At 72.6% G+C, this 12,224-nt stretch carries 12 protein-coding genes; 2 read left to right on the top strand and 10 right to left on the bottom strand.

The genetic code is table 11. The features are described from left to right. Nucleotides 1-8 precede the first annotated feature (8 nt). Complete coding sequence (locus ACFVXG_RS31910; protein ID WP_387932453.1) at nucleotides 9-701, bottom strand: class F sortase; 693 nt, start codon at nucleotides 699-701, stop codon at nucleotides 9-11. A gap of 173 nt (nucleotides 702-874) precedes the next feature. On the opposite strand from ACFVXG_RS31910, the gene ACFVXG_RS31905 reads away from it, so the two are divergent. Further along, complete coding sequence (locus ACFVXG_RS31905) at nucleotides 875-2,131, top strand: RNA-guided endonuclease InsQ/TnpB family protein (RefSeq protein ID WP_387932451.1); 1,257 nt, start codon at nucleotides 875-877, stop codon at nucleotides 2,129-2,131. A 296-nt stretch (nucleotides 2,132-2,427) separates the two neighbouring features. Here ACFVXG_RS31905 and ACFVXG_RS31900 read toward each other — a convergent pair whose 3' ends face one another. The 8 genes from ACFVXG_RS31900 to ACFVXG_RS31865 form a co-directional block, all read right to left on the bottom strand. Then, a complete protein-coding gene (locus tag ACFVXG_RS31900; protein ID WP_387932449.1) occupies nucleotides 2,428-2,892 on the bottom strand; it encodes a hypothetical protein in 465 nt (154 codons plus the stop codon). Nucleotides 2,893-3,206: 314 nt separating this feature from the next. Continuing rightward, nucleotides 3,207-3,500 carry a TcmI family type II polyketide cyclase gene (locus tag ACFVXG_RS31895; protein WP_387932581.1) on the bottom strand — a complete coding sequence of 98 codons (294 nt, stop codon included), beginning with the start codon at nucleotides 3,498-3,500 and terminating at the stop codon, nucleotides 3,207-3,209. 32 nt (nucleotides 3,501-3,532) lie between these two features. Then, nucleotides 3,533-3,988 (bottom strand): SRPBCC family protein, encoded by a 456-nt coding sequence (locus ACFVXG_RS31890; RefSeq protein ID WP_350505641.1) that lies wholly within the window; start codon nucleotides 3,986-3,988, stop codon nucleotides 3,533-3,535. A 1-nt stretch (nucleotide 3,989) separates the two neighbouring features. Next, complete coding sequence (locus ACFVXG_RS31885; RefSeq protein WP_387932447.1) at nucleotides 3,990-4,250, bottom strand: acyl carrier protein; 261 nt, start codon at nucleotides 4,248-4,250, stop codon at nucleotides 3,990-3,992. Between the two features lie 51 nt (nucleotides 4,251-4,301). Beyond that, nucleotides 4,302-5,543 carry a beta-ketoacyl synthase N-terminal-like domain-containing protein gene (locus ACFVXG_RS31880; protein WP_387932445.1) on the bottom strand — a complete coding sequence of 414 codons (1,242 nt, stop codon included), beginning with the start codon at nucleotides 5,541-5,543 and terminating at the stop codon, nucleotides 4,302-4,304. Between the two features lie 5 nt (nucleotides 5,544-5,548). Next, a complete protein-coding gene (locus tag ACFVXG_RS31875; protein ID WP_387932443.1) occupies nucleotides 5,549-6,805 on the bottom strand; it encodes a beta-ketoacyl-[acyl-carrier-protein] synthase family protein in 1,257 nt (418 codons plus the stop codon). Further along, on the bottom strand, nucleotides 6,802-7,245 hold the full coding sequence (locus ACFVXG_RS31870; RefSeq protein ID WP_387932441.1) for a cupin domain-containing protein: 444 nt from the start codon (nucleotides 7,243-7,245) through the stop codon (nucleotides 6,802-6,804). Before ACFVXG_RS31870 ends, ACFVXG_RS31875 begins: the two co-directional genes overlap by 4 nt. A gap of 32 nt (nucleotides 7,246-7,277) precedes the next feature. After that, nucleotides 7,278-8,444: a SchA/CurD-like domain-containing protein gene (locus ACFVXG_RS31865; protein WP_387932439.1), complete on the bottom strand. Its 1,167-nt coding sequence runs from the start codon at nucleotides 8,442-8,444 to the stop codon at nucleotides 7,278-7,280. A gap of 304 nt (nucleotides 8,445-8,748) precedes the next feature. On the opposite strand from ACFVXG_RS31865, the gene ACFVXG_RS31860 reads away from it, so the two are divergent. Beyond that, on the top strand, nucleotides 8,749-10,374 hold the full coding sequence (locus ACFVXG_RS31860; protein WP_387932437.1) for an FAD-dependent oxidoreductase: 1,626 nt from the start codon (nucleotides 8,749-8,751) through the stop codon (nucleotides 10,372-10,374). Between the two features lie 95 nt (nucleotides 10,375-10,469). On the opposite strand, the gene ACFVXG_RS31855 is transcribed toward ACFVXG_RS31860, so the two are convergent. Continuing rightward, complete coding sequence (locus ACFVXG_RS31855) at nucleotides 10,470-12,128, bottom strand: APC family permease (RefSeq protein WP_387932435.1); 1,659 nt, start codon at nucleotides 12,126-12,128, stop codon at nucleotides 10,470-10,472. Between the last annotated feature and the right edge of the window lie 96 nt (nucleotides 12,129-12,224).

Raw genomic sequence — 12,224 nt, 5'->3', positions numbered from 1 at the left:
TGTGGTGCTCAGGCCTTGTGGGAGGACTCCAGGTGGGCGAAGACCACCACGTTGTCGAGGTAGTCCCGGCGCTTCTTGTCGTAGGTGCCGCCGCAGGTGATCAGCCGGAGCTGGGCGTCCGGGGTCTTGCCGTAGACCTTCTTGTCGGGGAAGGCGTTCTTGGCGAAGGTCTCCACCGCGTCGACGGTGAAGACCGCGACGGTGCCGTCGGCGCGGCTCACCTCGACCTTGTTGCCGGGCAGCAGCAGGCTCAGGAGGAGGAAGACCGCGGGGCCCTTGGTGGTGTCCACGTGCCCGGCGACCACCGAACTGCCGCGTTCGCCCGGGGTGACGCCGTCGCGGTACCAGCCGACCAGGTTCTTGTCGTCCGGCGGGGGCGCGTTGAGCTGTCCGGCCGGGTTGAGGGTGAGTTCGGTGAAGGGGGCGTCGACGGCGATCTGCGGGATCCGCAGCCGGGTCGGCTTGGACCGCTTGAGCGCCGGCGAGCCCGGTGCGGCGGGCGAGGCCGGGGCGGCGCCGGTGGCCGCCGCGGGGCCCGGGACGGCGGGGGCGGCGGCCGCCGGGGGAGCGGCCTGGCCGGCCGCCTGGTCCTCGGCGGGCCCGGTGTCCACCGAGTTGTAGATCAGCAGCAGACCGACCGCTGCCGCGCCCATCCCGCCGCGCAGCAGCCTGGGCATTCCGGAGCCGGGACCGCCCGTCATCGGGGACCTCCGTGGATTACCCCGGCTTTGGCCGGGGGTGGGGGTACCTCCGGCTTGCAGGGGAGAAGCGGACTGCTTGCGGACCAGGTCAGGTGGCGGGGCGTCGTCGTCAGGCTGGACCGCTGTGAGGGTGGCCGCATCTGGTTGTCAGTGCCTGCCGGTAGGTTGATTGCGTGTATCTCAGGTACTCCTTTCGCGTCTATCCGACGGAGGGTCAGCGGCAGGCGCTGGCGCGGACGTTCGGGTGTGCGCGGGTGGTGTACAACGATGCGCTCGCCCTGCGGAAGGCCGCGTGGAAGGCGGACGGGTCGAGGATCCCGATCGGTGCTCTGGCCAGGTCGGTGATCACCGATGCGAAGAGGACGGATGCCCGGTCGTGGCTGGGGTCGGTGTCGGTGGACGCGTTGCAGTCGTCGCTGCGCGATCTGGACACCGCGTACCGGAACTTCTTCGACTCGCTGTCCGGGAAGCGGGCCGGGCGCCCGGTGGGGCTGCCGGTGTTCAAGTCGCGGAAGGACTACCGGCAGTCGCTGCGGTTCTCCCGGAACGGGTTCCGCATCCGGTCCAACGGCAAGTTGAACCTTGCCAAAGTCGGTGACGTGCGGGTGAAGTGGTCGCGGGCGCTGCCCGTCGAGCCGTCGTCGGTGACGGTCGTGCTGGACGCGGCGGGCCGTTACCACGCGAGTTTCGTGGTGGACGTGGAACCCGAGCACCTGCCCGAGGTCGATGCCGAGGTCGGCATCGACCTCGGGCTGACCACCTACGCCGTCCTCTCCGACGGCAGCGTGATCGACAACCCCCGCTTCCTCCGCAAGGCGGAGAGGAAGCTCAAGGCCGCCCAGCGGGAACTCTCGCGCAAGGCGAAGGGGTCGAAGAACCGGGCCAAGGCCCGCCGCAAGGTCGCCAGGGCGCACGCCAGGGTGGCCGACACCCGCATGGACTGGCTGCACCAACAGACCACCAGGATCATTCGCGAAACCCAAGCGGTGTACCTGGAGGACCTGAACGTGCGCGGCCTCGGCCGGGGCCGTCTGGCCAAGTCCGTCCACGACGCCGGATGGGCCGCCTTCCGGAGCCTGCTCGAAGAGAAGGCCGCCCGCTACGGGAGGTACGTCGGGATCGTGCCCCGTGCGTTCCCGTCCTCCCAGCTCTGCTCGGCGTGCGGGCACCGCGACGGGCCCAAGCCACCCGCGATCCGCGAGTGGGCCTGTGGTGCGTGCGGTGTGCTGCATGACCGTGACCTCAATGCTGATCGGAACATCCTGGCCGCCGGACGGGCGGACAGGCTAAACGCCTGCGGAGGACCGGTGAGCCCCGGCGTGGCGATCCCACGCCGGGCACGGCCCGTTGAAACAGGAACCCACCGGAACGCCACCGGACCGGGGCGCAGGCCCCGTGCCGCAGGCCCGGCCGTAATCCCCGCGCTCTAGCGCGGGGAGGATGTCAATCCTGTCCTCCGCTCGAAGTCCTTCGTCAGTAGCCTGTTCCGCGACGGCCCGCCGCCCCCGTGCGCCCCACCCCGGCCGGAGAGGCCGGGAGAGGCTGGGGCGTGTCTTGCGGGTCTTTGCCGGGTCCGCGACGCCGGGGCACGCACCTCGCCGCGTTGTCGTCGGTCGCCAATGCTCCGCAGTGGCTCCCTCCTCCGCCTTGCGATGCACGCACCCCAACGCCGCGGCCTGATCCGACAAGACCCACAAGACACGCCCAGAGGCGGCGGTGGCGCGCGTCAGACGGCGGCGGCGCCGGTCGTGCGGCGGCCGCGGCGCAGCGCGTACGCGCCGGCCCCGAGGCCGCCGAGCAGCAGCACCGCGCCGGAGGCGAGGCCGCCGCCGGACAGCGCCAGGCCGCCGCCGCCGGTGTGCACGCCGCCGTGCGGGGTGTGCTCCTCCTCCTTGCCCCCGTAGCCCTTGTCGTCCGAGCCCTTGCTCTCGGAGCCCTTGTGCTCGCCGGAGCCCTTGCTCTCGGACCCCTTGCTCTCGGAGCCCTTGTGCTCCTCGGAGGCGGAGCCGCCGGACTTCTTGTCGTCGTAGCCCTTCGAGCTGTCGGAGCCGGCCTTGTCGGGCTGCTTCTCCTGCCAGGTGAGGTTCTTGCCCTGGTCCGAGGAGGAACCGTCGGCGAAGGCCATGGGGGTGCCGACGGTGAGGACGGCGGCGACGGCCGCTCCGGCGAGCAGCGTGCGTGCAGAACGCATGAGGATGATCCTTCCGGCGCGAGGGCCGCGACCGCCGGCACGGTGCCGGTCAGGGGACTCGCGAACAGTGGCGCCTGATCCACCGTCAACCACGGTGGGGCCGCCTGCCACCTGAGCGTGGCAGCGCCGGTGCGGAGAGTGCGCCCTTCGGGTGGTGTCCGGGGCGTGTTCACCCGGGTGGCCCGGCGATCCGGGTGATTCGGATCCGGCGCGGGGTGCTAGGGGTGCCGCGCACCGGGATGCGCGCATGGGCCCGCCCCCGGCGCAGGTGCCGGGGGCGGGCCCAGATCGAACGGGGTCGGACGGGACGGCGCTCAGCGGTCCCAGCGGTAGAACTCGCGCGCCATGGCGTCCTTCGGCTCGCGCCAGGTGGCCGGGTCGTAGGCCTGGACGAAGGCGGTCAGGCGGTCGCTGACGGTCCGGAACTCCGGGTGGCCGAGGACCTTGGCGACGGCCGGGCCCGGCGGGCGGTCGGCCTCGATCAGGTGCAGGTAGACGTCGCCGAACTGGAAGAGGCTGCGGCCGGTGACGCCGATCAGGTGCGGCAGCTCGCCCCGGTCGGAGTCGGCGAAGACCTCGGCGATGTCCGGGGCCGTCTCCGGTTTCATCCGGGCGACGATCAGGGCGCGGTGGGTCCCGGTCACCGTTCGGCCGCCCGCTTCTCGACCTTCTCGCGGATCAGCTGCATCTGGATCCGGGAGTTCTTGTTGATGTGGTTGACCATGCCGTCGTCGTCCACCGGCGCGGTCGGCTTCATCGCGAAGTCCTGGATCCAGCGCATCCGGGTGCCGGCCGGGACCTCGGCGTACTCCCAGCGGATCTCCATGAACTCGAACGGCCCGGGTTCGACCCGGCGGGCCTCGACCGCGAGCGAGGAGCGGTCGGTGGTGCGCTCGGAGACCCAGCTCCACACCGTGCCGTTCTCGTCCGGGTGCATGGTGAGCCGGAACTGCACCCGGTCGCCGTCGCGTTCCAGCACCTCGACCGAGGCGTACTCGCTGAACAGCTCCGGCCAGTTCTCCAGGTCGTTGGTGATCTCCCAGACCAGGTCGACCGGGGCGTTGATGACGATCTCGTTGTCGGTGTGGCCGGGCATCTCAGGCACCCGCCTTCGCGGACAGGGAGGTGTTGACCAGCTCCATGAACTCGGCCGGGGTCTTGGCGGACTCGGCTCCGGAGGTGACCTTGAGGCTGTGCCGGTTCTCCAACTCGCCGACGACGCCGAGCAGTCCGAGCGAGTCGACGCCGAAGTCGTCGAACTGCGCGCCCGGCTGCTCCAGGTCGCCCGGGGCGACGGTGACGCCGGCCCGGGCCTGGAGCAGGGCGGCGAGTTCGGGATAGCTGAGGGTGTTGCTCACGGGGAGTCCCTTCGTGGTGCGGTCGATCAGGGGGCGTTGGGTCAAGGGGGATCAGGACCGCTCCCCGCGCCGGAGCACCAGCGCGGAGTTGGAGCCCATCAGCCCGCGGCTGAGCACCAGCGCGGTGCGCAGTTCGGCCGGGCGGGCGCGGTCGGTCACCAGGGCGAGGTCGTGGCAGATCTCGGTGACGTTGGGGGTGGGCGGCAGTACGCCGTCCTCCATGGCCAGTACGGCGGCCGCCACGTCCAGCATCGGTGCGCCGCAATAGGCCCGCCCCGTACCGGACTTGGGCGCGGTGACCGGCACCCGTTCGGCGGCCGGGCCGAGCGCGTCGGCCAGCGCCAGGGCCTCGGCCCGGTCGGCGGAGGGGATGCCGAGGGCGTCGGCGAAGACCACGTCGACCTCCTCGGGGGCGATCCGGGCCTCGTCCAGCGCGATCCGGATCGCCGCGGCCAGCCCCTCCCGGGACTCCGCCCAGCGGGAGGCGCCGGTGAAGGTGGCGCCGTGCCCGGCCAGGTGGGCCCGGACGGCGGCGCCGCGCCGGCGGGCCGCCTGCTCGTCCTCCAGCAGCAGCATCGCGCCGCCCTCGGCGGGGGAGAAGCCGCAGGCCTGCGCGGTGAACGGCAGGTAGGCGGCGTCCGGCCGGTCGGACAGGCTCAGCTCGGGGTAGCCGAGTTGGCAGACCATGGAGTACGGCGCCAGCGGGGCCTCGGCGGCGCCGACCACCACGGCGTCGGTGCCGCGCTCGACCGAGCGGGCCGCGTGCGCGACCGCGTCCAGCCCGCCGGCCTCGTCGCTGGCGACCACCCCGCACGGGCCCTTGTAGCCGCCGCGGATCGAGATCTGGCCGGTGCTGGCCGCGTAGAACCAGGCGATGGACTGGTACGGGCCGACGAACCGCGGCCCCTGGCCCCAGAGTTGCTGGAGTTCGCGCTGGCCGAACTCGCCGCCGCCGGAGCCGGCCGCGGTCACCACGCCGACCGCGAAGGGCCGTTCGGGGTCGGGCCGGAACCCCGCGTCGGCCACTGCCAGGTCGGCGGCGGCCATCGCGTAGTGGGTGAAGCGGTCGGTCTGTACGAGGTAGCGGCTGTCGATCACCGATTGCGGATCGAACTCCCGCACCTCGCCCGCGACTTTGAGCGGCAGCTCGGTGCAGCCCTCGCGGGATATCCGGTCGAGGACGCTCACGCCCTGCCTGGTGGCCTTCCAGAAGGCGTCGGCCCCGACACCGTTCGGCGCCACCACGCCGAGGCCGGTGACGACCGCCCGGCGGCCCTGCTGACGTGACGTCATGGAACTCACCCCGTTCTTTTGAGCACGACGGCGGACTGGAATCCGCCGAATCCGCTGCCGACCGAGAGGATGTGGCTCAGCGGCAGCTCGCGCGCGGTGCGCGGCACGTAGTCGAGGTCGCACTCCGGGTCCGGAGTCTCGTAGTTGGCGGTCGGCGGCACCACGCCGTGGGCCAGCGCCAGGGTGCAGGCGACCACCTCGATCGCGCCGATCGCGCCGAGCGAGTGCCCGACCATCGACTTGATCGAGCTCATCGGCGTCCCGAAGGCGTGGTCGCCCAGCGAGCGCTTGACCGCGGCGGTCTCGTGCCGGTCGTTCTGCTTGGTGCCCGAGCCGTGCGCGTTGACGTAGTCGACGTCGGTGCGGTCGACCTTGGCGTGGTCGAGCGCGTGGTCGATCGCCCGGGACATCTCCAGCCCCTCCTTGGTGAGGCCGGTCATGTGGTAGGCGTTGCCGAAGGTGGCGAAGCCGCCGATCTCGCCGTAGATCCGGGCGCCGCGGCGGCGGGCGTGCTCCAGCTCCTCCAGCACCAGGACGGCGCCGCCCTCGCCGAGGACGAAGCCGTCCCGGTGGGCGTCGAAGGGGCGGGAGGCGTGCTCCGGGTCGTCGTTGCGTTCGCTGGTGGCCTTGATGGCGTCGAAGCAGGCGACGGTGATCGGCGAGATCGGGGAGTCGGAGGCGCCGGCGACGCAGATGTCGGCGCGTCCCTCCTCGACCGCCTGGAAGCCGTAGCCGATCGCGTCCAGGCCGGAGGTGCAACCGGTGGAGACGGTCTGCACCGGGCCGTGCGCGCCGACCCGCTCGGCCACCGCGGAGGCCAGCGTGCTGGGCGCGAAGGCCCGGTGCAGCTGGGGCTCGGCGTGCCGGTGGTCCACGTCCCAGCGCGCGCCGGAGGCGCTGACCAGGGCGTAGTCGTGCTCCAGCCGGGTGGTGCCGCCGACGGCGGTGCCGAGCGAGACGGCGATCCGCCACGGGTCCTCGGCGGCCAGGTCCAGCCCGGCGTCGGCGACCGCCTCGGCGGCCGCGACCATCGCGAACTGCACGTAGCGGTCGGCCCGTTGGACCTCCTCGGGGCTGAGCCCGTGGGCCGCCGGGTCGAAGTCGCACTCGGCCGCGATCCGGGAGCGGAACCCGGTCGGGTCGAAGAGCGTGATGCCCCGGGTGGCGGTGCGGCCGGCCGTCAGGAGGTCCCAGAACGCCGGGATCCCGATCCCTCCGGGCGCGACCACACCGATCCCCGTGACGGCGACGCGCCGCGTCACGAGCCCACCTTGGCGTGTTCCGGCGGGCCGGAGGTGACGCCCTCCCCGGTGTCGGCGGTCTCCTCGGTGCTCACGTGGCCCAGGTCGGGGCGCGGGGCGAGCGGGCCGCAGTGGAAGACCATCCGGGCCTCGGTGTCGCCGACGTTGCGGAAGCGGTGGCGCATGTTGATCGGGATCATCAGGCCCTGGTCGGGCTTGAGCGGCCGGGTCTCCCCGTCCAGGTCCACCTCCAGGTCGCCGGAGACGACGAACACGAACTCCTCGGAGTACGGGTGGTAGTGCTCGTTGATCCGCTCGCCGGGCTTGAGGATGGCCAGCCCCATGAAGCCGCTGGTCGCCCCGCAGCTGGGCGGGGTGAGCATGGTGCGCAACAGGGCGCCGTGGCGGCGGTTCTCCGGGGCCTCGTCGACGTTGATGATCGGCGGGAACTTCGTGGTCATGATGGCTGTCCTTCGGGAGGGTTGGCCGGACGTCAGTCGTTCCGGGAGCTGCGGTCGGTGACCGGGCTCATGGCGCGGGCGGCGAGGAACGCGCTCAGGCCCGCGACGGTGCGCAGGTCCCCGGCCGGGCCGAGGTCCAGCAGGCCGGCCAGCTCGGCGGCCTCCTGGTCGCCGGCCACGCCGAGCGCGGCGGCCGGCTCGGCCTCGGCCGGCACCCGCAGGTCGACCAGGCGCACCACGGTGTCCTCGCGCTGGAAGACGGTGGCCGCCGCGACCGGGCCGGTCGGGTCGGCGGTGGCGAGGTTGTCGTGGTCGAAGAGCAGCTCGGCGACGGCCGGCCCCCGACCCGGACGGACCGGGTAGAGCACGGCGTGCCGGTGCAGCCGCCCGGAGGCGGCGGAGCTGGCGATCGCCTGGTGCCGGGCGGGCAGCGCGGCCTTGGCGAAGAACGCCCGGGCCGACTGCGGGTCGCCCAGCTGACGGGCCTCCTCCAGGTACGGGTTGAGCTCCTCCTCGACCGCCCGCACCTCGGGCTGCATCGCCACGTGGCGCAGCGCGTCGCCGAGGTTGCCGACCACCTCGACCGCCCGCACCACCCGGTTGCCGTGCATGAACAGCGAGGTGCGGCGCAGCCGGGTGTGCTCGTCCACCTCCGCCCGGGGGGAGGCGTAGCCGGACAGGATGCGGGCCACCTCCGCCTCGCTGCCGGGCTTGACGGTGAAGGTCAGCGCGTGGCGCACCACGCCGTCCGGGCCGGGGTCGGCCCGGGGCGGGCCGACGTGCCCGGCGGGCTCGCTGCGCGGCAGGCCGGGCGGGACCTCCATCGGGGCCCGGGTGCCGGTGGAGCCGGCCGCCGAGGTCTCGCGCAGCACGGCGTAGCGCAGCGAGCGGAAGTTGTCGCTGACGCAGCCGTGCATCGGCTTGACCATCTCGCGGTGGGCGGGGCTGTCCACCCACTGCAGGAAGGTCTCCTGGTCCTCCCACTCGCTGGTGATCAGCCACTGGCGGGGGTCGTTGATGGACTGGCACAGCTGGTCGCTGACATGGCCGGGCACCGAGGCGACCTGGTGGCGCAGCTGCTCGTAGACGTCGAGGAAACGCTGCTGGGCGCCGTCCTGGATCTCCAGCATCAGCACCACCCTCAGCCGGGTGTCGGACTCTTCGTGCTGCTTCGGCTGCGGTTCGGACAGAGTTGTCATGATCCACTTTCTGCTCTTGGCCGCACGCGGCGGGCCGTGACGGCCGCGTCCGGCGGGTGCTCCCGGCCGGGGGGAGGTTGGTGCGGTGGCGGTCGGCCCGGGGCAGCGGCGCCAGGCCTGAGGTCGATCGTGAGCGGCCGACCGGGCGCGGCGCGAGATTTGCGGGCCATCCGGGCGAAGGGGCGGCACAGCCCCCCTCGGGCGGGGGATGGAAGAGCGGGGCCCCCGGCTGAGCGGGCCCGTCGTGGGCGGCGCCGGGCCCGGTCGCCGGGCCGCGGAATCCCCTTACAGGGCGGAGCAATTGATGAATCCGAAGGTGGACGAGCGGGTGCCGGTCCTGATCGTGGGCGGCTCCCTGGTCGGGCTGTCGGCCTCGCTGTTCCTCGGGCGGCTGGGTGTCCGGCACCTGCTGGTCGAGAAGCACGCCGACACCTCGCATCACCCGCGCGGACGTGGCAACAACGTCCGCACGATGGAGCTGTACCGGGTGGCCGGGATCGAGCCGGCGATCCGCGAGGCGGCCTCGGTGCTGGCCCCGAACCACGGCATCCTCCAGGCGCCCTCGCTGACCGGCGAGGAGCAGGAGTGGCTGTTCCGGGAGATCGACCCGGGCGGGCGGCTGGCCCGGTTCAGCCCCAGCTCCTGGTGCCTGTGCAGCCAGAACGACCTGGAGCCGGTGCTGCTGCGCGCGTCCCGCGACCTCGGCGGCGACCTGCGGTTCAGCACCGAGCTGCTGTCCTTCGAGCAGGACGCCGACGGCGTCACCTCGGTGCTGCGCAGCCGGGAGACCGGCGAGGAGCGGGTGGTGCGCTCCGAGTTCCTGATCGCCGCGGACGGCCCGCGCAGCCCGGTCCGCACCCGCCTCGGCATCGGCCAGACCGGCAAGGGCGAGCTGTTCCACAACGTCAGCATCACCTTCCGCGCCAAGCGGCTGGCCGACGTGGTCGGCGACCGGCACTTCATCGCCTGCTACCTGACCAACCCGGAGGCGGACGGCGCGCTGCTGCCGGTGGACAACCAGTCCGAGTGGGTCTTCCACGCGCCCTGGCACCCCGAGCACGGCGAGCCGCTGGAGGCCTTCACCGACGAGCGCTGCGAGCGGCACATCCGCACCGCCGTCGGCCTGCCCGAGCTGGACGTCGAGGTGACCGGCAAGGCGCCCTGGCACGCCGCCGAGCGGGTCGCCGAGCGGTACGGCGCCGGGCGGGTGTTCCTCGCCGGGGACTCCGCCCACGAGATGTCGCCGACCGGCGCGTTCGGCTCCAATACCGGCATCCAGGACGCCCACAACCTGGCCTGGAAGCTGGCCGCGGTGCTCTGCGGCTGGGCCGGGCCCGGCCTGCTGGAGACGTACGGGCAGGAGCGCCGCCCGGTCGCCGAGGTCACCGGCGAGCGCGCCTCGGCCCGCTCCGCGGAGCACAGCCACCCGGGCTACGCGGTGGTCCCGGGCGTCGGGCGGCAGGCCGGGGTGCTGGCGGTGGCGCTGGGCTACCGCTACCCGCGGGGCGCGGTGCTCGGCACCGACCCGCAGGGCGCGGTCGTCCCGGAGAAGTTCGAGTCGGCCGGCGAGCCGGGCACCCGCGCCCCGCACCAGTGGCTGCTGTGCGCGGGCGTGCGGCTGTCCACGCTGGACCTGTACGAGCAGGCGATGGTGCTGCTCACCGACGAGGAGGGCGCGGCCTGGCAGCAGGGCGCCCGGCGGGCGGCCGACCGGCTGGCCGTCCCGCTGGACGCCTACCGGATCGGCGACGGCGCCGAGGACGACCTGGCCCCGGAGCCGGAGGGCGACTTCGGCGTCCTGCACGGCGTGGGCCCGGGCGGCGCGCTGCTGGTGCGCCCGGACGGGTTCGTCGCCTGGCGCTCGCCGGGGCCGGCGGCCGACCCGGAGGCCGAGGTGGAGGCCGCGCTGCGGGCGGTGCTGGGACTCTGACGCACGCGGACGGGCCCGCCGGTCGTCACCGGCGGGCCCGTCCTCGTCAGGTTTCAGATTTCAGGTGTCGGGGGTCTGCGGGGGTGCTCAGGGGGTCAGTGACCGCCTGCGTCGACCACCTCGACGTCGGCCACCTCCCGCTCGATCTCCTCGGCGGGCAGCGCGACCCGGATCGCCCAGTAGTAGATGACCAGCGCGAACACCGACACCAGCGCCATGTCGTACCACATCGGGATCCGGCCGGTGCCGTCGCCGAAGCCGCCCTGCCAGGAGATCAGGCCGAGGCCGATCAGGTAGACCGGCAGCCACTGGGCGGCCTTCCAGTTGAGCCGCGGCGCGTTCGGCAGGCGCTTCTTGATCGCGTACCACGCGTAGCTGCCGAGCAGGCCGTAGCCGATCACGATGGCGATGCCCAGGCGGGACAGGGTCTGCCAGCCGGCCCAGTAGATGATCAGGCTGGCGACCACGAAGGCGGCCGGGGAGATCACGCCGCCCAGCGGCAGGCGGTAGGAGCGCTCACGGTCGGGCAGCCGGCGGCGCAGGGCGCCGAAGGCCAGCGGGGCGCCGGCGTACATCAGCACGCTGGCGGAGGTGATGAAGCCGACCAGCTCCTGCCAGCTCGGGAAGGGCAGGAAGCAGATCACGCCGGTCACGAAGGAGATGATCAGGCCGAACCACGGCACGCCGTTCTTGTCCAGCTGCTCGAACTTCTGCGGGGCGTAGCCGTTGCGGCTCAGGCCGTAGGAGATCCGGGAGGTGGAGGTGGTGTAGATCAGGCCGGTGCCGCCGGGGGAGATCACCGCGTCGACCTTCAGCACGTACGACAGCCAGCCGAGGCCGACCAGGGTGGCCAGACCGGCGAAGGGGCCGTCGATGCCGGGGAAGTCGAGCTTCGCCCAGCCGCCGGCGAAGGCGCTGACCGGCAGCGCGCCGATGAAGACGACCTGCAGCAGGGTGTAGATCAGGGTGCCGATGGCGACCGAGCCGAGCACCGCGCGGGGGATGTCGCGCTTGGGGTTGCGGCTCTCACCGGCGATCTGGATGGCCTGCTCGAAGCCCAGCAGCGCGAAGATGATGCCGCTGGTGCTGATCGCGGCCAGCACGCCCTTGGCGCCGAACGGGGCGAAGCCGTGCGAGGTGAAGTTGGAGCCGTGGAAGCTGGTGATCGCCAGCAGGAAGATCGTGAGCAGAGGAACGAAGATCTTCAGCCAGGTGGCGACGCTGTTGGTCCGGGCGAGGATCTTCACGCCGAGGAAATTGACCGCGACGAAAACGGCCATCAGCACGGTCGCGACGACGAATCCGCTGGTGGTCAGGGTTTTGTCGGCGTTCAGCAGACCGCCGGCCCAGGGCGAGTCCTTGGCGTAATTGATCATGGCCTCGACCTCGATCGGTGCCACGGTGGCCGCTTGGAGCCAGGAGAACCAGCCGAACGACATGCCGGCCAGGCCGCCGAAGGCGTAGTGCGGGTAGCGCGCGGTGCCGCCCGAGACCGGGAAGAGTCCGCCGAGCTCGGCGTGCACGAGCGCGAGCAGCACGATCGCGACGGCGCCGATGCCCCAGGAGATGACGGCCGCCGGCCCGGCGGCGGTGACGGCGCTCTTCGCGCCGAAGAGCCAGCCGGAGCCGATGATCGAGCCGACCGAGGCCCACATGAGGCCGACGAGTCCGACGTGGCGCTTGAGCGACCGGTGGGCGGTCCCGGCGGTGCCGGAGCTCTGGCCGGGCGGCGAGATCTGGTTGAGGGAAGCCATTGAAGATCTCTCTGTGTGTGGGGGCTCCGGGGTGGGCGGAGCGCGGAGAGTTGCCACACAGTAGGGCTATTCAGAGACCTCTGCACAGATTCCATT

This window comes from Kitasatospora sp. NPDC058162, from assembly GCF_042884005.1.
Taxonomy (GTDB): domain Bacteria; phylum Actinomycetota; class Actinomycetes; order Streptomycetales; family Streptomycetaceae; genus Kitasatospora.
The sequence above is the reverse complement of the archived record's forward strand: the minus strand, read 5'-3'. Positions and strand labels throughout refer to the sequence as shown.

Bases quoted from the DNA above. Each gene is read 5' to 3' on its own strand.
- ACFVXG_RS31910 (WP_387932453.1), bottom strand. From the start codon at position 701: ATGACGGGCGGTCCCGGCTCCGGAATGCCCAGGCTGCTGCGCGGCGGG.
- ACFVXG_RS31900 (WP_387932449.1), bottom strand. From the start codon at position 2,892: ATGCGTTCTGCACGCACGCTGCTCGCCGGAGCGGCCGTCGCCGCCGTC.
- ACFVXG_RS31895 (WP_387932581.1), bottom strand. From the start codon at position 3,500: ATGAAACCGGAGACGGCCCCGGACATCGCCGAGGTCTTCGCCGACTCC.
- ACFVXG_RS31890 (WP_350505641.1), bottom strand. From the start codon at position 3,988: ATGCCCGGCCACACCGACAACGAGATCGTCATCAACGCCCCGGTCGAC.
- ACFVXG_RS31880 (WP_387932445.1), bottom strand. From the start codon at position 5,543: ATGACGTCACGTCAGCAGGGCCGCCGGGCGGTCGTCACCGGCCTCGGC.
- ACFVXG_RS31870 (WP_387932441.1), bottom strand. From the start codon at position 7,245: ATGACCACGAAGTTCCCGCCGATCATCAACGTCGACGAGGCCCCGGAG.
- ACFVXG_RS31865 (WP_387932439.1), bottom strand. From the start codon at position 8,444: ATGACAACTCTGTCCGAACCGCAGCCGAAGCAGCACGAAGAGTCCGAC.
- ACFVXG_RS31860 (WP_387932437.1), top strand. From the start codon at position 8,749: ATGAATCCGAAGGTGGACGAGCGGGTGCCGGTCCTGATCGTGGGCGGC.
- ACFVXG_RS31855 (WP_387932435.1), bottom strand. From the start codon at position 12,128: ATGGCTTCCCTCAACCAGATCTCGCCGCCCGGCCAGAGCTCCGGCACC.